This window comes from Thiobacillus denitrificans DSM 12475, assembly GCF_000376425.1.
Lineage (GTDB): Bacteria > Pseudomonadota > Gammaproteobacteria > Burkholderiales > Thiobacillaceae > Thiobacillus > Thiobacillus denitrificans.
On record NZ_AQWL01000009.1, the window covers coordinates 110,821 to 131,272 of the forward strand.

Below are 20,452 nucleotides of genomic sequence, written 5' to 3' on the forward strand. Positions count from 1 at the left end.
CAACTATAGCGAATCGGGCCGGATTGGGGTTGATGCGCGTACCGCCCACACCCCGGCTGCCGCCACCAGCGCCATGCCGATCCAGGCCAGCAACGGCAAGCGTTCGCCAAACAGCAGCACGCCGTACAGGGCGGAAAACCCGACTGTCGTGTAGGCCAGCGAGCCGACCGTGAGCGTGCGGCCGCGATGGTAGGCACGTGTCAGCGCCAGCTGCGCCACCGTGGCGGTGACGCCGATGCCGATCAGCCACGGCCAGTCGCCAGCCTGTGGAAGGTGGAATCCAGCCACCGCCATCCAGGCTGCGCCGCCCACGGTCGACAACAACGTGAAATAGAACACCACGCGCCATTCGGATTCGCCCAGCCTGCCGAGTTGCTTGACGTTGACGTAGGCCACCGCCGCCAGCATGCCGGACGTCAGCCCGGCCAGGGCCGGCAACCAGGCCTGCCCCTGAACCTGCGGTTGCAGCAGCAGCACGATGCCGACAAAGCCCAGCAGCACCGCACCGTTCAAGCCGCGCCCGTGGCGTTCATGCAGCCACCACGCCGACAGCGCGGCAAGGAACAGCGGCGCGGTGTAGTTGAGGGTGACCGCGGTGGCGAGCGGCAGCCGCGCCAGCGCGTAGAAGAACAGCACCAGCGCGGAAAAGCCGGACAGGCTGCGCCAGAAATGGGCTTTCAAATGAGGGGTGGCAAGCGGCGCCAGCAGCCGGCGATGGCTGATCGCGATCACGCCCCAGATGGCGAGCAGCCCGAACGCCGAACGATAGAACACCAGTTCGGCCGGGGAAAAGGTGGCGGACGCATGTTTCACCAGCACGCTCATCAGCGCGAACAGCGCCGCCGCCACCAGCATCCAGCTCGACTTCATTGCGGCTGGGCGAAAAAAACGGGCGGAATACGCCGCCCGTTCGCCGAGGTGTTCCACCCGCTCATTTCAGATGCGGCTCGATCTCTCGCCGCAGGAAACTGTGGAAATGCATCATTCCATCCTCCAGCGGCGACTGGTACGGCCCCGTCTCCGAAATGCCCTGCTGGTATAGCGCGCGCCGCCCCTTGTGCATGCGTTCGCAGATGTCCTCGTCTTCCACCGCGGTTTCGTGATATGCCGCCTGTTCGGCCTCGATGAAGGCGCGCTCGAACAGGACGATGTCCTCGGGATAATAGAACTCGACCACGTTGCTGCACGACTCCACCCCGGTCGGCACGATCGACGACACCACCAGCACGTGCGGATACCACTCGACCATCAGGCCCGGATAGTAGGTCAGCCAGATCGAGCCATGCGCGGGCGCCTTGCCCTGCTGGTAGGCCAGCACCTGTTCGTGCCATTTCTGGTACACCGGCGAGCCCGGCTTGGTCAGCCCGCGATTCACCCCCACCGTCTGCACCGACCACCAGTCGCCGTATTCCCATTTCAGATCGTCGCAGGTGACGAAGTGACCGAGCCCGGGATGATAGGGCGCGACGTGGTAGTCCTCCAGGTACACCTCGATGAAGGTTTTCCAGTTGCAGGCGTAATGCGTCACGTCGACGCGGTCGAGCATGAAGCCGGAGAAATCGAGCTCGCGCGCCGCCTGCATGCCGGCCAGATCGGCCTTCACATCGCGCGCGCCGGCGAACAGCAGGCCCTGCCAGTTCTGCAGGCCGCTGCGATCGAGGTTGAGGCAGGGATTGCCGGGAAACGCCGGCGCGCCCATCAGCCGGCCCTGGCTGTCGTAGGTCCAGCGGTGGACCGGGCAGACGATGTTGCCGGACGGCAGCTTGCCGCGCCCTTGCAGCATCAGCGCCTGGCGATGACGGCATACATTGGACAGCAGCTCGATGCCGGTTCCGCCGTTGACCAGCATCTTCGCGCCGTCGAACAACTCCAGCGCGTGATAATCGCCCGCTTCGGGCACCATCAAGCGATGGCCCGCATAACCGGGGCCTTGTTTGAACAGATGTTTCAGTTCCAGCGCGTAGACGGCCGGATCGAAGTACCAGGAAACCGGCAACTGAGGTGAAATTAGCGACAAGGCGCTGGATTCGGCGAGATCGCTCATGGCGTACCCTACTCAAAACCAAGCCCCCTTCCAGTCGGTACCGGAAGCGGCAAGCGTGATCGCGAAACGACCACCATTAAAAACGTATCGGGGCCCAGGCCCTGATGCCCACCGGATTTACGGATGAACCCCTGCCTGGACACAATGCCTTACGGCGCAGGGAAAGCGCGAAATTCTAGCATAGGCAGGCATCGCGGGGAGGCGCCTGCGCGCCGAATTTGCTAAAGTAGCGTCCTTTCTCCGCCGGGTTCGAAATTTCATGGCCAAATCCCGCGCCGCCACGCCCCCCAAAGATTACGAGTCGGCATTGACCGAACTGGAAGCCATCGTGGGCGAGATGGAATCCGGCCAGCTGCCGCTGGAGGCCTCGCTGACCGCCTACAAGCGCGGCGCCGAACTGCTGCAGTACTGCCGTCAGCAACTGGCCGCTGCCGAACAGCAAGTGAAGATCCTGGAAAACGGCACCCTGCAGCCCTTCAAGACCGAAGACATCGATGACTGATTTTGCCGCCTGGACACAGGCATGCCAGGCACGCATGGAAAGCGTGCTGGCCGAATGGCTCCCCGCCCCCCAGATTGCCCCGCAGCGCCTGCACGAGGCCATGCGCTATGCGGTGCTGGGCGGCGGCAAGCGAGTACGGCCGCTGCTGGCATTTGCCGCCGGCGAAGTCGCGGGCGCCGATATCGAACGCGTACAGCACGCCGCTGCGGCAGTGGAACTGATTCACGCCTATTCGCTGGTGCACGACGACATGCCGGCGATGGACGACGACGCACTGCGGCGCGGCAAGCCCACGGTACATGTCGAATTCGACGAAGCCACCGCCCTGCTGGTGGGCGACGCGCTGCAGAGTCTGGCGTTCGACATCCTCGCGGCGCAGCCGCTGGCCGACGACGCTGCCGTCCAGCTGAGCATGGTGCGGCTACTGGCGCAGGCAGCGGGATCCCGCGGCATGGCCGGCGGCCAGGCGATCGATCTGGCCAGCGTGGGCAAGCCGCTCGACCTGACCGAACTCGAATTCATGCACATCCACAAGACCGGCGCGCTGATCCGCGCCTCGGTACTGCTGGGCGCGCAGTGCGGTGTCTTGCCCGACGCGACTGCCGCGGCGCTCGATCATTACGCCAAATGCATCGGCCTGGCCTTTCAGGTGGTGGACGACGTGCTCGATGCCGAAACCCCCACCGCCACGCTGGGCAAGACCGCCGGCAAGGACGCCGCCAACAACAAACCGACCTACGTCAGCCTGCTCGGCGTGACGCGCGCGCGCGAACTGGCGCTGGAACTGCGCGCCGACGCCCGCACTGCGCTGACCCCGCTCGGCGCGCGCGCCGAGCGGCTGCGCCAGCTGGCCGATTTTGTGGTCGAACGGACGTTTTAAGATGGCCACGCCTTTGCTCGACACCCTCCACACCCCCACCGACCTGCGCGCCCTGGCACCGGCCGAGTTGCCGCAACTCGCTGCCGAACTGCGCGAATTTCTGGTGCAGTCGGTTTCCCGCACCGGTGGCCACCTGGCATCCAATCTCGGCACGATTGAACTGACCCTCGCCCTGCATTATGTGTTCGACACCCCGCGCGACCGCATCGTCTGGGACGTCGGCCACCAGACCTATGCCCACAAAATCCTGACCGGCCGCCGCTCGGCGATGGCCGGCCTGCGTCGGCCGGGTGGCATCGCCGGGTTTCCGCGCCGCGTAGAAAGCGAGTTCGATGCCTTTGGCGTCGGCCACTCCAGCACCTCGATTTCGGCGGCGCTCGGCATGGCCGAGGCGTTTCGTCAGCTTGGCTCCAGCCACCGCGCGGTGGCGATCATCGGCGACGGCGCCATGACCGCCGGCATGGCATTCGAGGCACTCAACAATGCCGGCGCCACCGACCTGCCTCTGCTGGTGGTGCTGAACGACAACGACATGTCGATTTCGCCCAACGTCGGCGCGCTCAACAACTACCTGGCGCGCATGATGTCCGGCAAGTTCTACGCGGCGGCCCGCCGCGCCGGCGAAAGAGTACTGTCCGTCGCGCCGCCGATTCGCGAACTCGCCAAGCGCGCCGAGGAACACATGAAGGGCATGGTGACGCCTGGCACCCTGTTCGAGGAATTCGGCTTCAACTACATCGGTCCGATCGATGGCCACGATCTCGACGTGCTGCTGGAAACGCTAGGCAACATCAAGCAGCTCAGCGGCCCGCAATTTCTGCATGTGGTCACCCGCAAAGGCAAGGGCTATGAACCCGCCGAAACCAACCCCTGCCTGTATCACGGCGTGTCGTGCTTCGACCCGGCCGCAGGCGTCGCCGAAAAAACCGGCGGCAAGCCCACCTACACCCAGGTGTTCGGCGACTGGCTGTGCGACATGGCTGTCACCGATACGCGGCTGGTCGGCATCACGCCAGCAATGCGCGAAGGCTCCGGGCTGGTGCGCTTCTCCGAACAGTTTCCGAAACGCTATTTCGACGTCGGCATCGCTGAACAGCACGCGCTGACTTTCGCCGCCGGGCTGGCCTGCGAGGGGGTGAAGCCGGTGGTGGCGATTTATTCGACCTTCCTGCAGCGCGCCTACGACCAGCTGATCCATGACGTCGCACTGCAGAACCTGCCGGTGATGCTGGCGATCGACCGCGCCGGCCTGGTCGGTGCCGACGGCCCCACCCACGCCGGCAGTTTCGACCTCTCCTTCCTGCGCTGCATCCCCAACCTGCTGATCGCCGCGCCATCGGACGAGAACGAGTGCCGCCGCCTGTTGACCACCGCCTTCCTGCACGATGGCCCTTCGGCGGTGCGCTATCCGCGCGGCAGCGGCGGCGGCGCCGCGATCGAACCCGGCCTCGAACCAGTCGAGATCGGCAAGGGCCTGCTGCGTCGGCGCGGCCACGATGTCGCGCTCGTCGCCTTCGGCAGCCTGGTCGCACCCTCGCTACAAGCGGCCGAAGCGCTCGATGCCAGCGTGGCCGACATGCGCTTCGTGAAACCGCTGGACCTGGACTTGCTACGTGAATTGGCGCACAGCCACCGTCTGCTGGTGACACTGGAAGAAAATACGGTGGCGGGCGGCGCCGGCACCGGGGTAGCCGAGGCTCTGGCCGGACTTGGCCTCAGCATGCCGATCCTGCATCTGGGCCTGCCCGACACTTTTATCGAACATGGCGACCCGGCTGCGATGCTGGCTGGCTGCGGGCTCGACGCGACGGGGATAGTCCATTCCGTACGTCAGCGGATGATCTTATTATCCGAGTAGTTTACTCAACTATTCGGACAGTTTATACTTAGTCTAAACTGTCCCCAGCCCAAGCTGAAACCAATACAAGGAGCCTGCCATGAACCAGATCTGCGAAACCGCCGTTTGCATGCCGGACGTACAAAGTTCGACCGACACGCGGCAAATCGCCATCAACAAGGTCGGCATCAAGAGCATTCGCCACCCGGTTCGGGTCGCTGACAAGAGCGTCGGCGTCCAGCACACCATCGCCAGCTTCAATATGTACGTGTACCTGCCGCATAACTTCAAGGGTACGCACATGTCGCGCTTCATTGAAATCCTCAATACACGCGAGCGCGAGATTTCGGTCGAGAATTTCGAGGGCATGTTGCGCCAGATGATCGAACGCCTGGAAGCCGAATCCGGCTACATCGAAATGACCTTCCCCTACTTCATCAACAAATCCGCGCCCATCTCAGGCGTGCAGAGCCTGCTGGATTACGAAGTCACCTTCATCGGCGCAATAGAGAACGGCCAATACACCCACACCACTCGCGTGCTGGTGCCGGTGACCTCCCTGTGCCCGTGCTCGAAGAAAATCTCCGATTACGGCGCCCACAACCAGCGCTCGCACGTCACCGTCACCGCCAGGACCAACGGCTTCCTATGGATCGAAGACCTGGTGCGCAAAGTTGAAGACCAGGCCTCGTGCGAGCTGTTCGGCCTGCTGAAACGGCCTGACGAGAAATACGTCACCGAACGCGCCTACGACAATCCGAAATTCGTCGAGGACATCGTGCGCGACGTCGCCGCCGCAATGAACGCCGAACCCATGATCGATGCGTATGTGGTGGAAGCCGAGAACTTCGAATCCATCCACAATCATTCGGCGTACGCATTGATCGAGCGCGACAAGACAAAGCAATAATTTCCTGCAGCATCGCAGGAGCGGGGCCCGCAACAGTGGGCCCCGCTTCATTTTGCCCGCTTGCCGTCAATACCGCTGCGTAAGCGTCATCGTCTGCCCGTCGCGCCGCATTTCCATCCGGTTCAAAAAGCTCATCCCCAAAAGCGGCACGCTCAAACCGGTCTCGACCACCAGACCGTCGACCTGGCTGACAGTAATGCCGCCGACCTTGACGGTATTGAACTTGACGCGCCAGGCAGGCACCACCCCTGCGGCGGTGCCGACGCCAGTGGCCTGCCCGGCCTTGTAGTCGAGTCCGATGCGTCTGGCTTCGGCAGCGCTGATGGCGATGGACGTCGCGCCGGTGTCGACCAGGAAGCTCATCGGATACCCGTTGAGCGAACCGGCCGCGGCAAAGTGGCCACGGGCATCGGCCGTGAGCGACACGCTCTGGCGCGGGCCAGTCGGCGCGCCGCCTGCAAACGATTGCCCCATACCCAGCGTACGGCGCTTGCCGTCGACGTCGAAACTGGCACTACCGGAATCCGCGGCCACCAGTTTCACTCCCTGAACCGTCTGTCCCACACTCAGGGTACGTGGCCTGCCGCCGTCGATGCTGACGATGGCCTTGTCCTTGAACAGCCCCGTCACCGAGATGCTGGCTGCCCACGCAGGCATGCAGGAAAGTCCGCCTGCGGCTATCATCATCACGACCGTTTTTTTATCGAGAGGCATCATGCTTCCTGTTCTGGTTTTCCGTCATTCGCTCACCGAAGGGCCGGGATATTTCACCACGTTTCTGGATCACCACGGCATTCCCTGGCAGCTGGTTCGCATCGACGCCGGCGACGCCGTGCCCAAAGACCTTAACGGCGCTTCGGGCATCTGCTTGATGGGCGGGCATATGAGCGTCAACGACGACCTGCCCTGGATTCCGCCGCTGCTGGCCCTGATCCGCCAGGCGGTCGCATCGGACGTTCCGGTGATTGGTCATTGCCTGGGCGGGCAGCTGATGTCCAAAGCGCTGGGCGGCACGGTGAGCCGTAACCCGGTCAAGGAGATCGGCTGGGGCGACGTCCGCATCAGCGACGCCGAAGCAGCGCTTCCCTGGCTGGGCGAAGCCACACAGCCCATGCTGGCGTTTCACTGGCACGGCGACACCTTCAGTCTGCCGCCGGGCGCCACGCGCATTCTCGACAGCGTCTGGTGCGCCAACCAGGCCTATATCCTGAATGGCCGCCATATCGGTATGCAATGCCACGTCGAAATGACGCCCGAACTGATCGCCAGCTGGTGCGACAGCGGCGGCGCCGAAATCGCCGCCAGCGACAGTCCCGGCGTACAGTCTCCCGGCGCCATCCAGGCGGACATGGATGCCCGCATCGCCCGCCTGCATCAACTGGCCGACAAAATATATTCCCGCTGGATTCAAGGGCTTAGAAAATAATCATGCGGCCGCCCCGAGAAGACGCTGGACAGCCGTATCGCGCAGGGTAGGATAGCCAACGGAGTCATATCCAGGTTTAAAGATTCATCGTGATAACGGAGGATTTATGCAAAACGTCGACTATGCCAACTTCGATTTCGGCGAACGTCTCAATGGCTTCATCCACGAGGTGATGAATTACGGCGGTAGCCCCCGTACCGAAGCCGACCTCACCGAAGGCCAAAAAGTCTTCGTGCGGGCAGTCAAGCGCGAAATGGTCAAATACGCCGACCCCAACCGTCACGGCTACCCACATAACCTGCTTGAGCAGATGGAGGCTTTCACCCGTACCGTAGGCGATCTGCATAACTCCTATTTCGATTCGGGTATGCGCAAGATCAGCGACTGTCTGTACAACCGCTGGAAAATGCTCTACGAAGAAACCAAAAAACTGGCTGCAGCCGGTGGCGACACCAAGCCTGCCTGGGTTGACGTCATCAAGACCGAGCAGACCGACATGCCTGCCTTCTTCGACGCATAAGCAGTTGTTTCAAAATAAAAAAGCCCGGCCATACCGGGCTTTTTTATGGCCATGAGTCAATATCAACCCCGCTTATCCTCAAATAAAAATAAAGCATTATTCAGACATCAGCCCCGGTGCTATGCTGCCCCGACTCAATAACCCCTTCAATTCTGAGGAGACAGCATGTCCAAACTGGTACGCCCCCACGGTGGCGGCGAACTCAAACCCCTGCTGCTGACGGGCGCCGCACTTGCTGCCGAGCAAGCCCGCGCTGCCTCGCTGCCCAAGGTCAAGATGACCTCGCGCGAAACCGGCGACCTCATCATGATGGGAATCGGCGGTTTCACCCCGCTCGAAGGCTTCATGACCCATGCCGACTGGCAGGGCGTATGCGACGGCTATAAAATGGCCAACGGCCTGTTCTGGCCGATTCCGGTCACCCTCTCCGCCGATGAAGTCACCGCCCAGAATATCGCGGTCGGTGCCGATATCGCACTGGTCGACAGCGAATCCGGCAACATCATGGGCACCATGAAGGTGACCGAGAAATACGCTATCGACAAGGCGCACGAGTGCATGCAGGTCTACAAGACCACCGATCTCGAGCACCCTGGCGTGAAGATGGTCATGGACCAGGGCCCGGTCAATCTCGCCGGTCCGGTCAAGGTGCTGTCCACCGGCAGCTTCAAGGAAGAGTACGGCGACCAGTTCATGACCCCCGCCGAAACTCGCGCCGCATTCGAAAAAATGGGCTGGTCCAAGATTGCCGCTTTCCAGACCCGCAACCCGATGCACCGCTCGCATGAGTATCTGGCCAAGATCGCCATCGAAACCATGGACGGCGTGCTGATCCACTCGCTGCTTGGCGCGCTGAAGCCGGGCGACATTCCCGCCGAAGTCCGTTCCGAAGCGATCGCCACTCTGATCGACAACTATTTTGCCCCCAACACCGTGATCCAGGCGGGCTACCCGCTCGACATGCGCTACGCCGGCCCGCGCGAAGCCCTGCTGCATGCGCTGTTTCGCCAGAACTACGGCTGCTCGCACCTGATCGTCGGCCGCGACCACGCCGGCGTGGGTGATTACTATGGCCCGTTCGACGCGCAGAAGATTTTCGACGAAATCCCCAAGGATGCGCTCGAAACCAAGAACATGAACATCGATTGGACCTTCTGGTGCAATAAATGCGGTGGCATGGCCTCGCAGCGTACCTGCCCGCATACCAAGGACGACCGCATCCTGCTGTCCGGCACCAAGGTACGTTCGATGCTGTCCGAAGGCCAGGATCTGCCGGTCGAATTCAGCCGCCCGGAAGTCGCCAAGGTGCTGCAAAAGTATTACGCCGGCCTCTCCGCGGAGCAGAACGTCAAGGTCGAGTTGAAAGGCCACTCGGCAGCGTAGTTTTTTTCCGGACGGCAGGCATGCCGGATGGAATGGCTCCGATCGTTGCAGCAGTGATCGGGGCAAGCTTTTAGGACACGAGCCTACCGGAAGCGGATTCGCGAGTCGCCCCGGCCAAGGACGGGTTCAGTTCTAAGCGGACCGCGACGTACGCGGATTGTTAGCTAACTTTAGGAGACTGTAATGCCAACCTATGTTCGTACCGACAAGTGCGACGGTTGCAAGGGTCAGGACAAGACCGCTTGCATGTACATCTGCCCGCACGATCTGATGAAACTGGACAAGGACGGTTCGGAAACCGGCCACGCCATGCGTGCGTTCAACCAGGAACCCGAGCAGTGCTGGGAGTGCTATTCCTGCGTGAAGATTTGCCCGCAGCAAGCCATTGAAGTTCGCCACTACGCCGACGTCGTGCCGCTGGGCGGCATGGTTCAACCGCTGCGTGGTTCCGACTCCATCATGTGGACCATCAAGTTCCGTAACGGCGTGTTGAAGCGTTTCAAGTTCCCGATCCGCACCACCCCCGAAGGCTCGATCGATCCCTACGGCAACAAACCCATGCCCAAGATGGCTGATATCGAGTCCACGGGTTCCTTCACCCGTGACATGATGGGGGGCTACCGTGCCGGCAACCCCGCTGAACTGATTCGCAAGTAATTTAGAGAGGTAAACGAAATGGCTGGAGAATTTGGTAATCCTGAAGTAGTCCAGGAGGAAGTCGACATCCTCCTGATCGGCGGCGGCATGGCTTGCTGCGGCGCCGGTTACGAAGTCATGCGCTGGGCTGACGCCGCCAAGGCAGAGACCGGCATCGATCTGAAGATCAAGCTGGTCGACAAGGCCGCGATGGACCGTTCCGGTGCCGTGGCACAAGGCCTGTCCGCGATCAACACCTATATCGGATCCGAACAGGATCCCGCCGACTACGCCCGCATGGTCTCCAACGACCTGATGGGTATCACGCGTGACGACCTCGCCTACGACCTCGGCCGCAACGTGGATGATTCCGTGCACCTGTTCGAGGAATGGGGCCTGCCGATCTGGAAGACCGACGAAAACGGCGAGCGCCACGACGGTTCGCAAGGCCTGCCCACGCTGAAGGACGGCGGCAAGCCCGTGCGTTCCGGCAAATGGCAGATCATGATCAACGGCGAATCCTACAAGTGGATCGTGGCCGAAGCGACCAAGAAGGCGCTCGGCATGGATCGCATCGAAGAGCGCATCTTCATCGTCAAGCTGGTCAACGACAAGAACGACCCCAACCGCATCGCCGGTGCCGTCGGCTTCTCGACCCGCGACCACAAGGTCGTCGTCTACAAGGCCAAGGCGATCCTGCTGGCCGCCGGTGGCTGCGTGAACATCTTCCGTCCGCGCTCCGTCGGTGAAGGTACCGGCCGTGCCTGGTACCCGGTGTGGAACGCAGGTTCGACCTACGCGATGGCTGCCGAAGCCGGCGCCGAGCTGACCATGATGGAAAACCGCTTCGTGCCCGCCCGCTTCAAGGACGGCTACGGCCCGGTCGGCGCATGGTTCCTGCTGTTCAAGGCCCAGGCCGTCAACGCCTACGGCGAAGTCTACATGCAGAAGAACAAGGAACTGCTGAACGACTACCCCCCCTACGGTCAGGCTGCCGTGCCGGCTTCGTGCCTGCGTAACCACCTGATGCTGAAGGAAATGAAGGAAGGCCGCGGTCCCATCTACATGGACACCGTGACCGCCCTCGCCAAGCTGCGCGAGACCCTGACCCCGCGCGAAGTGAAGCACCTCGAAGCCGAAGCCTGGGAAGACTTCCTCGACATGTGCGTCGGCCAGTGCGGTATCTGGGTGGGCGAAAACATCGAGCCGGAGAAGAAGAACTCCGAACTGATGCCGACCGAGCCCTACCTGCTTGGCAGCCATTCCGGCTGCTGCGGCATCTGGGTGTCGGGCCCGACCGATATCGGCGCACCGACCGACGAAACGCACGCCGATGCGGGCAAGATCCCGGCTCACCTGCCCAAGGGCTGGAACTGGGGCTACCGCTCGATGACCACGGTCAAGGGTCTGTTCACCGCCGGCGACGGCGTGGGCGCATCCGGCCACAAGTTCTCCTCCGGCTCCCACGCCGAAGGCCGCATGTGCGCCAAGTCCATGGTCAAGTTCTGCATCGACAACAAGGACTGGAAACCCGAACTCGACACCTCCGTCGAGCAACTGGTGGAAGACATCTACAAGCCGGTGCGCACCTTCCTCGAGCACAAGGACTACACCACGGCGATCGACGTCAACCCCAACTACATCACACCCAAGATGCTGCAGTTCCGTCTGCAGAAAATCATGGACGAGTATGTTGCCGGTGTCGCGACCTACTACACGACCAACGCCAACATGCTGGGTGTGGCGGAAGAAAAGCTGAACATGCTGAAGGAAGACGCAGAAAAGATGCGTGCGAAAGACCTGCACGAACTGCTGCGCGCGTGGGAAAACTACCATCGCATCCTGACGGCCGAAGCCCACATGAAGCACATCCAGTTCCGCGAAGAAAGCCGTTACCCCGGCTTCTACTACCGCATGGACAAGAACTTTGTCGATGAGGAAAACTGGCATTGCTTCGTGAACTCGGTCTACGACAAGAACTCCAAGCAGTGGAACTGCTTCAAGCGCGCCCACGTGGATCTGGTCGACAAGTCCAAGCTGTTCAAGCCCGCTGCCCACTAATCCATCGGTGACGCAGTAAACTCCGGGCGCCTTCTGGGCGCCCGGTTTTTTTCCGGCAGTAATAACAGCAAGACAATCAAGGTTGTTCAGCATCCAGCCGAAAGCGCGTACCCTACGCATTCCCGGCTATATGTTGATGTTTTTGAAGTGAGGGGCAGTGCCCCGAGAGGTCGCAAAATGAACGAAGCCGAATTTAAAGACTTGATCGAGGATTCCCCTTTCGCGGGCAACCCGGTCAAACCCGCCATGCTGGCTGAAAACGCCAGGCTGCAATTCCGCTGCCATCGCAACGTCAAATGCTGGAATGCCTGCTGCAGCAACATCGACATTCCTTTGACGCCCTACGATGTGCTGCGTCTGAAAAAGCGCCTGGACATGTCGTCGGGCGAATTCCTCAAGCAGTACTCGGTACCGTTCGAGATGGACAAGGACGGCATGCCCGGCATCAAGCTGAATCCGGTCGAGGGTGGTACCGCCTGCCAGTTCATGACACCCGAAGGCTGCGGCGTCTACGAAGACCGCCCTACCGCCTGCCGCTATTACCCGGTGGCGCTGTTGACCATGCGCCGTTCGGACGAATACGTCGACCGCAGTGCCTACGCGCTGGTGAAGGAGCCCCACTGCCTTGGCCACTTCGAGGACAAGGTCCAGACCATCGAGGAATACCGCCACGAACAGGGCGTCGACGAGTACGACCAGAAAGCGCACGCGTGGCGCCAGCTGGTGGTCAAGCGCAAATCGGCCGGCCCCGCGATCGGCAAGCCGACCCCGGTTTCCAACCAGCTCTTCTTCATGGCGAGCTATGACGTCGACCGTTTCCGCGCCTTTGTCATGAGCCCGAGCTTCAACGATACTTATGACATTCCGGTCGAGATCATGGCCACCCTGATCGCCGACGACGAGGCCCTGCTCGACTTTGGCATGAACTTCCTGCGCCACGCGCTATTCGGCGAAGAATTTGTCGAGCAGCACCCGGGGGCGTACGAAAAGCGTCTGGCGCGCAAGCGCGCCCTGGCCGAGCAGGCGAAAGAGACCGAATTCCAGCAAAAGATGGCGCTCGAAGACGACAAGTATTCGGGCGAGCACTGATCCTCATGCGTGTGCTTGCACTGGTCCTGCTCGCGTTGCCGGCCCTGTTCCCCGCAGGCGCATCGGCGCAGCCCACGCTCAACAAGTGCATCGACGCGCAGGGCAAGGTGACTTATTCCAACCTGCCCTGCCGCAATGCACGGGAAGCGCGCAAAGTGGAGATCGCCCCTGCACCGCTGCCCGACCCGGTGCGCGTGCAACCAGCATTACCCATGCCAGCCCCCCCTGCCGCCTCCAAAGCGGCGAACCGCGACGCCGAGCCTGCCATTCACCTTGAAACCCGGCGTACCCTGAAGGGAAATGCCACCGCCAAACCTGCCTCGGCGCGGCAGTGTGACGCACTGGCCGACAAACTCGGGCGGGTGTTCGACAAAATGGATGCGGCACGCCGTAAAGGCTACACCCAGGAACAGATGGATGCCTGGAACGCGGAAGTCAAAGAACTCGAACGCAAGAAACAGCAATCCGCCTGCTTCTGAAAAAACCTTCGGCCATGAACGCACGCACCCTCGACCCCACCCATCGTCTGATCGAAAAAGAGCCCTACTATGAAGCCGTCGGCGATGAAATCCGGCTCTTCGAGGCCGCCTACCGGCAACATATCCCGATCTTGCTGAAAGGCCCCACCGGCTGCGGCAAGACGCGCTTCATGGAACACATGGCGTGGCGACTCAAAAGGCCGCTGATCACGGTGTCGTGCCACGATGACCTCACCGCGTCCGACCTGGTCGGCCGCTATCTGGTCAAGGGCGGCGAAACCGTATGGGTCGACGGTCCGCTCACCCGCGCAGTTCGCTGCGGCGGCATCTGCTATCTGGACGAAATCGTCGAGGCGCGCAAGGACACCATGGTGGTGATCCATCCGCTGGCCGACGATCGCCGCACCCTGCCGATGGAAAAACTCGGCCAGATCGTCGAGGCGCCGCCCGAGTTCTGCCTGGCCATTTCCTACAATCCCGGCTATCAGAGCGTGCTGAAGGATCTGAAGCAGTCAACCCGCCAGCGCTTCGTCGCGCTGGAATTCGACTACCCCTCGGCCGCGCTCGAACGCCGCATCGTCGCTACCGAATCCGGCGTGACCGAAGCGGTCGCCGACAATCTAGTGCGCTTCGCGCAGATGACGCGCAACCTCAAGGGCAGCGGGCTGGAGGAAGGCGCCTCCACGCGGCTGCTGGTGCATGCCGGCAAGCTGATCGCCGACGGCATCAGCCCGGTGACGGCATGCAAATCTGCGGTCGCGCAGGCGGTCACCGACGACGCCGACATGCTGAAGGCGATCCAGGAACTCTCCTCATCGATTTTTTGAGCTGAAGCAGGCCATCCGACATGGCACAGCCGCCGCTTTCCGCCGCAGACATGGAGGCCAGCCTCCACGTCTGGCTGGAAACCGAATTCACCTATTTCAAGGTCGAGCAACTCGCCGCCGAGCTCGAACCGCTGGCACGCGACGAGCAGGACTTCATCCTCGGCTGGATCCGCCGCATCGCCTCCACCCACATCACGCTCGCCTGGCAGTTCGGCCGCCGTGCACCGGCGCTGCTGCCGCGCATGGAGCGACGCCTGCTGGAGGCCTGGGCGGTGCATGCCTGCGACGTCTACGACCGTACCGGCCTGCAGACCGCGCTCAGGGTGATGGAGCAAGTCGACAGCTTCGATGCAGCGCAGCACCGGAACGATGCGGCCGGCGCGCTGTTCGACGAGATCGCACCGGTGCTTGGCAATTTCGTCTGCGGCCTCTCCGGACGACGGCTGCGCATCGAGGAAGGCGATGCTGCCTGGACTGACGGCGAGCGCATCGTGCTGCCGCCATTGATCGCCGCATTGCCGAATCTGGACGATAACTTCCAGCTCGCCAAGGCCACCGTCGCACTGCTGTGGGCGCAAACTCGCTTCGGCACCCTGCGCATCGATTATGCAGGCGTCGCGGCCCACTATGCCGACCCGGAACGCGCGCTCGCCCGTCTTTACGCGCTGGAAACACTGCGGCTCACCGCGCGCATCGCGCGTGAGCTACCCGGCCTGCACCGCCAGATGCAGCGCCTGCGCGCACAGCTCGACCCTGAACTGCCGCCAGCCTGGCGCCGTTTCGAGGCTGCATTGGGCTCCGCCCAGTCCACGCTGGACGACAGCCTGGCCCTGCTCGGCGCCGCCTACGACGAAGCCGAATGCCCACAATGGAGCGATCAGGGCAGCCTGCGTCCGGAGGCGATTGCCGCCGCCCGCGCCGCCCGAGTGGACAACGAGAAGGCGCGCCTGCGCATCAGGCTGGCCGAGCTGCTGGAAGAGCACACGACCGCGCAAACCGGCCCGCAGGCAGCGCCCGCAACGCCGCCTGCACTGGATGCCGAGCCGCGTGACGAAAACGGCCGGCTCGACTTCGAGATCACCCTCGACGGCGCGCCGCTGGCGCCGCCCGACGATGTCAGACAGCTGCTTGCCTCGGTCTATCTCGACTTCGGCGAGATCCCCCCGGAATACCTCACCCCGGCGGGCGATGGCGAATACGACCCGACCCGCGTGTTCGACCAGCCCGAGGACCCTGATGCCGTATGGCACGGCACCTATCATGAAAAAGGCGCGGAGCTGTATCCCGAGTGGGATCACGGCCGTCAGCATTACCGCAAGAACTGGTGCGTGATGCGTGAAAAAACCGTCACCCCGGCGCACGACAGCTTCTATCGCGATACGCTCGAAAAATACGCTGGCGTGGTCAAGCACCTGCGCAGGAAATTCGAAGCGCTGCGCGACGAGAACCGCCTCGACAAGCGGCAGACCCAGGGCGACGAAATCGATCTCGACGCGCTGATCGAGGCGCTCGCCGATGCGAAAGACGGCCGCGAAATGAGCGATCGCCTGTTCGTGCGCCTGCATCGCGCCGAACGCAACATCGCAGTGGCCTTTCTGGTCGACATGAGCGGTTCCACCAAGGGCTGGATCAACGAAGCCGAGCGCGAGGCGCTGATCCTGCTGTGCGAGGCGCTGGAACTGCTGGGCGACCGCTATGCGATTTATGGTTTTTCCGGCACCACGCGCAAGCGCTGCGAGCTGTTCCGCATCAAGACTTTCGACGAACACTATGGCGACGAAGTGAAGGCGCGCATCTCCGGCATCCGTCCGCAGGAATACACCCGCATGGGCTTCGCACTGCGCCACATGACCCGGCTGCTGAACCAGGTCGAGGCCCGCACCCGCGTGCTGATGACGCTATCGGACGGCCGCCCGGACGATTATTTCGACGTCTATCGCGGCCAGTACGGCATCGAGGACACGCGCATGGCGCTGCTGGAAGCCAGCCGCACCGGCATTCACCCCTTCTGCATCACGCTCGACCGCGACGCACGCGACTACCTGCCCCACATGTATGGCACAGCGCGTTACATCATTCTGGATGACGTGCGACAATTGCCCATCAAGGTCACCGACATTTATCGACGCATCACGACATGAGCCTGGACGAACTCAAGATAGGGTATTTCTACAGCAACGGTGCCTACGGTCGCACCTGGGGCGTGCGCCAACTGGCCGACATCGCCGCCGACGCCGAGACCGGTGAGACGGTGGTTCGCTTCAAGGGAATCGCCGGCACCTGCCGCCGCAAGAAAGGCGATTGCAGCCCGGAAGAATTCGCCCGCTGGGCCAAATATCAGGTGGTGCTGCAGGAAAACGACTGGAAGCGGGTCGACAGCGATGCATCATCGCCAGCCGAACCGCTGGAACCTTAATCGGCGGCAGGATTGGCCGCCGCCGCATCCTCGATGGACACGGCAAACTGCGTGCCCAGATAGTCCATGATGGCGTAGGTCAACGCGCTGCAGCCTGCCCCATTCAAGGCCGAAACCGCAAACACCGGCCCTTGCCAGCCGTAGTCCTTCACAAACCGCTCGACCACTGCTGCGCGTTCGGCCTCGTCCACCATGTCGATCTTGTTCAGCACCAGCCAGCGCGGCTTGTCGTAGAGCTGCTGGTCGTATTTGCGCAGCTCCTCGACGATGGCGCGTGCCTCGCGCACCGGATCGCCGGCCTCCCAGCGCGGCGAAATATCGACCAGGTGCAGCAACAAACGGGTGCGCTGCAGATGCCGCAGAAACTGGTGGCCCAGGCCGGCGCCTTCTGCCGCGCCCTCGATCAGCCCGGGAATGTCGGCGATGACGAAGCTGCGTTCGCTGTCCACCCGTACCACGCCCAGATTGGGGGCCAGCGTGGTGAACGGGTAATCGGCCACCTTGGGGCGCGCCGCCGATACCGCGCGGATGAAGGTCGATTTGCCCGCGTTGGGCATACCCAGGAGGCCGACGTCGGCCAGCACCTTCAACTCAAGCGCCAGCTCCCATTCCTCGCCTGGCTCGCCCAGTGTATGCTGGCGCGGCGCGCGGTTGACGCTCGACTTGAAATGCAGGTTGCCCAGGCCGCCCTTGCCGCCTTTTGCCAGGCAAACCTTTTGCCCGTTCTCGGCCAGATCGGCCACGACTTCGCCGCTGTTGATGTCGGTGAACACCGTCCCGACCGGCACGCGGATGACAAGATCTTCGCCGCCCTTGCCGTAGCATTGCGCACCGCGCCCGCCTTCGCCATTTTGCGCCTTGAAAGTGCGCTTGAAACGAAACTCGACCAAGGTGTTGATATTGCAGTCCGCCACCGCGTACACGCTGCCGCCACGGCCGCCGTCGCCGCCGTCGGGACCGCCCTTGGGAATATATTTTTCACGGCGAAACGATGCACTGCCGTCGCCGCCCTTGCCGGCCAGCACCTGAATTTTCGCTTCGTCGATGAATTTCATATTGGCGTAAACCTGATTAACCCGGCACAAACAAAAAAGCCCCATCCGGCGGACAGGGCTTTTTGGTGGCCGATTCGGACTCGGCTTAAATCAACTCAAGCCGCAACCGGCTCGATGCGAACCACACGGCGGCGGGCTGCACCCTTGACTTCGAACTTGACCGTGCCGTTCGCCTTGGCGAACAGGGTGTGGTCCTTGCCGATGCCGACGTTGTCGCCGGGGTGGAACTGGGTGCCGCGCTGACGCACGATGATGTTGCCCGCCAGAACCAATTCGCCGCCGTAGCGCTTCACGCCCAGACGTTTCGATTCCGAATCGCGACCGTTACGCGAACTGCCGCCTGCTTTCTTGTGTGCCATGTCATGTGCTCCTTATGCGGTGATGCCACCGATTTGCACTTCGGTGAAGTACTGGCGATGGCCCTGGCTCTTGCGATAATGCTTGCGGCGGCGCATCTTGAAAATTTTGATTTTGTCGCCACGCGCCTGGTTCAGCACCGTGGCCGTCACCGTGGCGCCACGCAGCATGGGGGCGCCCATTTTGATGTCAGCGCCATCGCCCACCATCAGCACCTGATCAAAGGTGATCTCGCTGCCGATCTCGGCTTCGAGCTTTTCAATTTTAAGTTTGTCACCGGCGCTCACGCGATATTGCTTGCCGCCGGTTTTGATGACTGCGTACATTGGGGGTCTCCAACCAATACGAACCCAGGAAAGCGCAAGATTCTAGCGACGAACAGACAGCGAGTCAAACGATTTAATCCAGCCGCCGCACTGATTATCTAGCCGCAAGCGATGAAAAACCGCGCCCGGACTGCTAACATCTGAGGCTTTTCCCTATACAAACCTTTACCGTGTCCCTGGAGAGCCTGCAATCCTACCTGACTGACGACATGCGCGCTGTCGATCATGTCATCCGCCAAAGCCTGCATTCCGACGTAGCGCTGATCCGCCAGGTCTCGGAATACATCATCAACAGCGGCGGCAAGCGGCTGCGCCCGGCGCTGGTGCTGCTATCCGCAGGCTGTCTCAATTATCCGGGCCGCGCCCATTACGAGCTTGCCGCGGTGGTCGAGTTCATCCACACCGCCACCCTGCTGCATGACGACGTGGTCGACGAATCCGAACTGCGGCGCGGCCGCGAAACCGCCAACGCCCTGTTCGGCAATGCCGCCAGCGTGCTGGTCGGCGACTTCCTCTATACGCGCGCTTTCCAGATGATGGTGGGGATCGACAACATGGAAGTCATGCGCATCCTGTCCGACGCCACCAACATCATCGCCGAGGGCGAGGTACTGCAACTGCTCAACTGCCACGACCCCGACATCGACGAAGAGCACTACCTGCGCGTCATCCGCTACAAGACCGCCAAGCTGTTCGAGGCCGCGAGCCGGCTGGGCGCCGTCATCGGTGGCGGCAGCGACGCGGAAAAGGACGCGCTGGCGCGCTACGGCATGCACCTCGGCACCGCGTTCCAGCTGATCGACGACGTGTTGGACTACTCCGGCGACTTCCTCAAGACCGGCAAGAACATCGGTGACGACCTGGCTGAAGGCAAACCCACCCTGCCGCTGCTGTATGCAATGAAGCACGGCACCCCGGAACAGGCCGCCAGCATCCGCCAGGCCATCGAACACGGCGGCCTGACCGAATTCCAGAGCGTGCTCGCTGCAATCAAGGATACGCGCGCCCTGCACTACACTCGCGAAGTCGCGCAGCGGGAAGTCCAGATGGCAAATGATGCAATTTCTGCATTACCGGATTCAAAATCCAAATCAGCTTTGCTACAATTAGCGGCTTTCGCGGTTGACCGTAGTTTTTGACCGCGTTGAAAGACGTTTCCTTGAACGTTTCCCGGTAGTTCTTCAAGCAAGGGTTCAGCCCATACTGGACCCGCCATCTGCCTCGGGGTGTAGCTCAGCCTGGTAGAGTACTGCGTTCGGGACGCAGGAGTCGGAGGTTCGAATCCTCTCACCCCGACCATGAATCCTCATTCATGGCAGCCAATACACGACCACTTCTTCTCCGCGTACGATCCGGCTTCGCCATGGCTGCGCCAATCACCACAAAAACCATGCGGATTTCGAAGCGCCCAATGCCGCTAGAATGGCGCTTTTTTGCACAGGAGCACACCATGTCCGAACCCATTGTCTACGACCGCAAACCCGCTGAACTCGAACTCGAACCTGGCGAATACTGGTGGTGCTCGTGCGGCCGCTCGATGACGCAGCCGTTCTGCGACGGTTCGCATGAAGGCAGCGGGATCGAGCCGATGCCGTTCGTCATCAAGGAAAAAACGACGGTATGGCTGTGCAACTGCAAGCACAGCAAGGACAAGCCGTTTTGCGATGGCGCGCACAACGAACTGTCTGACGACATGTTCTGAGC

The 20,452-nt window shown here is 62.0% G+C and carries 22 protein-coding genes and 1 tRNA gene; 17 read left to right on the forward strand and 6 right to left on the reverse strand.

From position 1 onward, the window contains the following. Nucleotides 1–3: 3 nt before the first annotated feature. Nucleotides 4–870: a DMT family transporter gene (locus B059_RS0114105; protein ID WP_026177541.1), complete on the reverse strand. Its 867-nt coding sequence runs from the start codon at nt 868–870 to the stop codon at nt 4–6. Nucleotides 871–931: 61 nt separating this feature from the next. Then, nucleotides 932–2,044, reverse strand: coding sequence for an aromatic ring-hydroxylating oxygenase subunit alpha (locus B059_RS0114110; protein ID WP_018078902.1), 1,113 nt, complete (start codon nt 2,042–2,044; stop codon nt 932–934). 259 nt (nt 2,045–2,303) lie between these two features. On the opposite strand from B059_RS0114110, the gene B059_RS0114115 reads away from it, so the two are divergent. From B059_RS0114115 to folE2, 4 genes are all read left to right on the forward strand, one after another. Continuing rightward, nucleotides 2,304–2,546: an exodeoxyribonuclease VII small subunit gene (locus B059_RS0114115; RefSeq protein ID WP_018078903.1), complete on the forward strand. Its 243-nt coding sequence runs from the start codon at nt 2,304–2,306 to the stop codon at nt 2,544–2,546. Continuing rightward, on the forward strand, nt 2,539–3,426 hold the full coding sequence (locus B059_RS0114120) for a polyprenyl synthetase family protein (RefSeq protein ID WP_018078904.1): 888 nt from the start codon (nt 2,539–2,541) through the stop codon (nt 3,424–3,426). Before B059_RS0114115 ends, B059_RS0114120 begins: the two co-directional genes overlap by 8 nt. Before the next feature lies 1 nt (nt 3,427). Further along, a complete protein-coding gene (dxs, locus tag B059_RS0114125; protein ID WP_018078905.1) occupies nt 3,428–5,284 on the forward strand; it encodes a 1-deoxy-D-xylulose-5-phosphate synthase in 1,857 nt (618 codons plus the stop codon). A gap of 79 nt (nt 5,285–5,363) precedes the next feature. After that, complete coding sequence (gene folE2 / locus B059_RS0114130) at nt 5,364–6,173, forward strand: GTP cyclohydrolase FolE2 (protein WP_018078906.1); 810 nt, start codon at nt 5,364–5,366, stop codon at nt 6,171–6,173. 66 nt (nt 6,174–6,239) lie between these two features. Here the strand turns inward: folE2 and B059_RS0114135 are convergent, their stop codons facing one another. Beyond that, the gene (locus B059_RS0114135) at nt 6,240–6,890 is read right to left on the reverse strand and encodes a retropepsin-like aspartic protease family protein (protein ID WP_018078907.1); all 651 of its coding nucleotides are present in this window, start codon (nt 6,888–6,890) and stop codon (nt 6,240–6,242) included. Here B059_RS0114135 and B059_RS0114140 point away from each other — a divergent pair. The 10 genes from B059_RS0114140 to B059_RS0114185 all read left to right on the forward strand — a co-directional run bounded on the left by B059_RS0114140 (nt 6,889) and on the right by B059_RS0114185 (nt 17,010). Then, a complete protein-coding gene (locus B059_RS0114140) occupies nt 6,889–7,599 on the forward strand; it encodes a type 1 glutamine amidotransferase (protein WP_018078908.1) in 711 nt (236 codons plus the stop codon). The genes B059_RS0114135 and B059_RS0114140 overlap by 2 nt on opposite strands. Before the next feature lie 106 nt (nt 7,600–7,705). After that, nucleotides 7,706–8,119 (forward strand): hypothetical protein, encoded by a 414-nt coding sequence (locus B059_RS0114145; RefSeq protein WP_018078909.1) that lies wholly within the window; start codon nt 7,706–7,708, stop codon nt 8,117–8,119. A 165-nt stretch (nt 8,120–8,284) separates the two neighbouring features. Next, nucleotides 8,285–9,502: a sulfate adenylyltransferase gene (gene sat / locus B059_RS0114150; protein WP_018078910.1), complete on the forward strand. Its 1,218-nt coding sequence runs from the start codon at nt 8,285–8,287 to the stop codon at nt 9,500–9,502. 183 nt (nt 9,503–9,685) lie between these two features. Beyond that, on the forward strand, nt 9,686–10,159 hold the full coding sequence (gene aprB, locus B059_RS0114155; protein WP_018078911.1) for an adenylyl-sulfate reductase subunit beta: 474 nt from the start codon (nt 9,686–9,688) through the stop codon (nt 10,157–10,159). Nucleotides 10,160–10,177: 18 nt separating this feature from the next. Then, a complete protein-coding gene (aprA, locus tag B059_RS0114160; RefSeq protein ID WP_018078912.1) occupies nt 10,178–12,199 on the forward strand; it encodes an adenylyl-sulfate reductase subunit alpha in 2,022 nt (673 codons plus the stop codon). A 177-nt stretch (nt 12,200–12,376) separates the two neighbouring features. Further along, nucleotides 12,377–13,288, forward strand: a complete 912-nt coding sequence (locus tag B059_RS0114165; protein ID WP_018078913.1) for a YkgJ family cysteine cluster protein — start codon at nt 12,377–12,379, stop codon at nt 13,286–13,288. A gap of 5 nt (nt 13,289–13,293) precedes the next feature. Next, complete coding sequence (locus B059_RS0114170) at nt 13,294–13,767, forward strand: DUF4124 domain-containing protein (protein WP_018078914.1); 474 nt, start codon at nt 13,294–13,296, stop codon at nt 13,765–13,767. A 14-nt stretch (nt 13,768–13,781) separates the two neighbouring features. Beyond that, nucleotides 13,782–14,594, forward strand: a complete 813-nt coding sequence (locus B059_RS0114175; protein ID WP_018078915.1) for a CbbQ/NirQ/NorQ/GpvN family protein — start codon at nt 13,782–13,784, stop codon at nt 14,592–14,594. Nucleotides 14,595–14,614: 20 nt separating this feature from the next. Further along, the gene (locus tag B059_RS0114180) at nt 14,615–16,735 is read left to right on the forward strand and encodes a nitric oxide reductase activation protein NorD (RefSeq protein WP_018078916.1); all 2,121 of its coding nucleotides are present in this window, start codon (nt 14,615–14,617) and stop codon (nt 16,733–16,735) included. Next, a complete protein-coding gene (locus B059_RS0114185; protein WP_018078917.1) occupies nt 16,732–17,010 on the forward strand; it encodes a hypothetical protein in 279 nt (92 codons plus the stop codon). The genes B059_RS0114180 and B059_RS0114185 overlap by 4 nt, the downstream gene beginning before the upstream one ends. On the opposite strand, the gene cgtA is transcribed toward B059_RS0114185, so the two are convergent. From cgtA to rplU, 3 genes are all read right to left on the reverse strand, one after another. Then, nucleotides 17,007–18,065, reverse strand: coding sequence for an Obg family GTPase CgtA (gene cgtA / locus B059_RS0114190; RefSeq protein ID WP_018078918.1), 1,059 nt, complete (start codon nt 18,063–18,065; stop codon nt 17,007–17,009). The genes B059_RS0114185 and cgtA overlap by 4 nt on opposite strands. Before the next feature lie 95 nt (nt 18,066–18,160). Next, nucleotides 18,161–18,424, reverse strand: a complete 264-nt coding sequence (gene rpmA, locus B059_RS0114195; protein WP_018078919.1) for a 50S ribosomal protein L27 — start codon at nt 18,422–18,424, stop codon at nt 18,161–18,163. 12 nt (nt 18,425–18,436) lie between these two features. Further along, nucleotides 18,437–18,748, reverse strand: a complete 312-nt coding sequence (gene rplU, locus B059_RS0114200) for a 50S ribosomal protein L21 (RefSeq protein WP_018078920.1) — start codon at nt 18,746–18,748, stop codon at nt 18,437–18,439. A gap of 170 nt (nt 18,749–18,918) precedes the next feature. Here rplU and ispB point away from each other — a divergent pair, with 170 nt between their 5' ends. The 3 genes from ispB to B059_RS0114215 all read left to right on the forward strand — a co-directional run bounded on the left by ispB (nt 18,919) and on the right by B059_RS0114215 (nt 20,450). Next, entirely contained in the window at nt 18,919–19,887 is a 969-nt protein-coding gene (ispB, locus tag B059_RS0114205) for an octaprenyl diphosphate synthase (RefSeq protein WP_026177542.1), read from the forward strand. An 83-nt stretch (nt 19,888–19,970) separates the two neighbouring features. Further along, nucleotides 19,971–20,047: transfer RNA gene (locus B059_RS0114210), tRNA-Pro, on the forward strand. Nucleotides 20,048–20,198: 151 nt separating this feature from the next. Then, nucleotides 20,199–20,450, forward strand: coding sequence for a CDGSH iron-sulfur domain-containing protein (locus B059_RS0114215; protein WP_018078921.1), 252 nt, complete (start codon nt 20,199–20,201; stop codon nt 20,448–20,450). Nucleotides 20,451–20,452 lie beyond the last annotated feature (2 nt).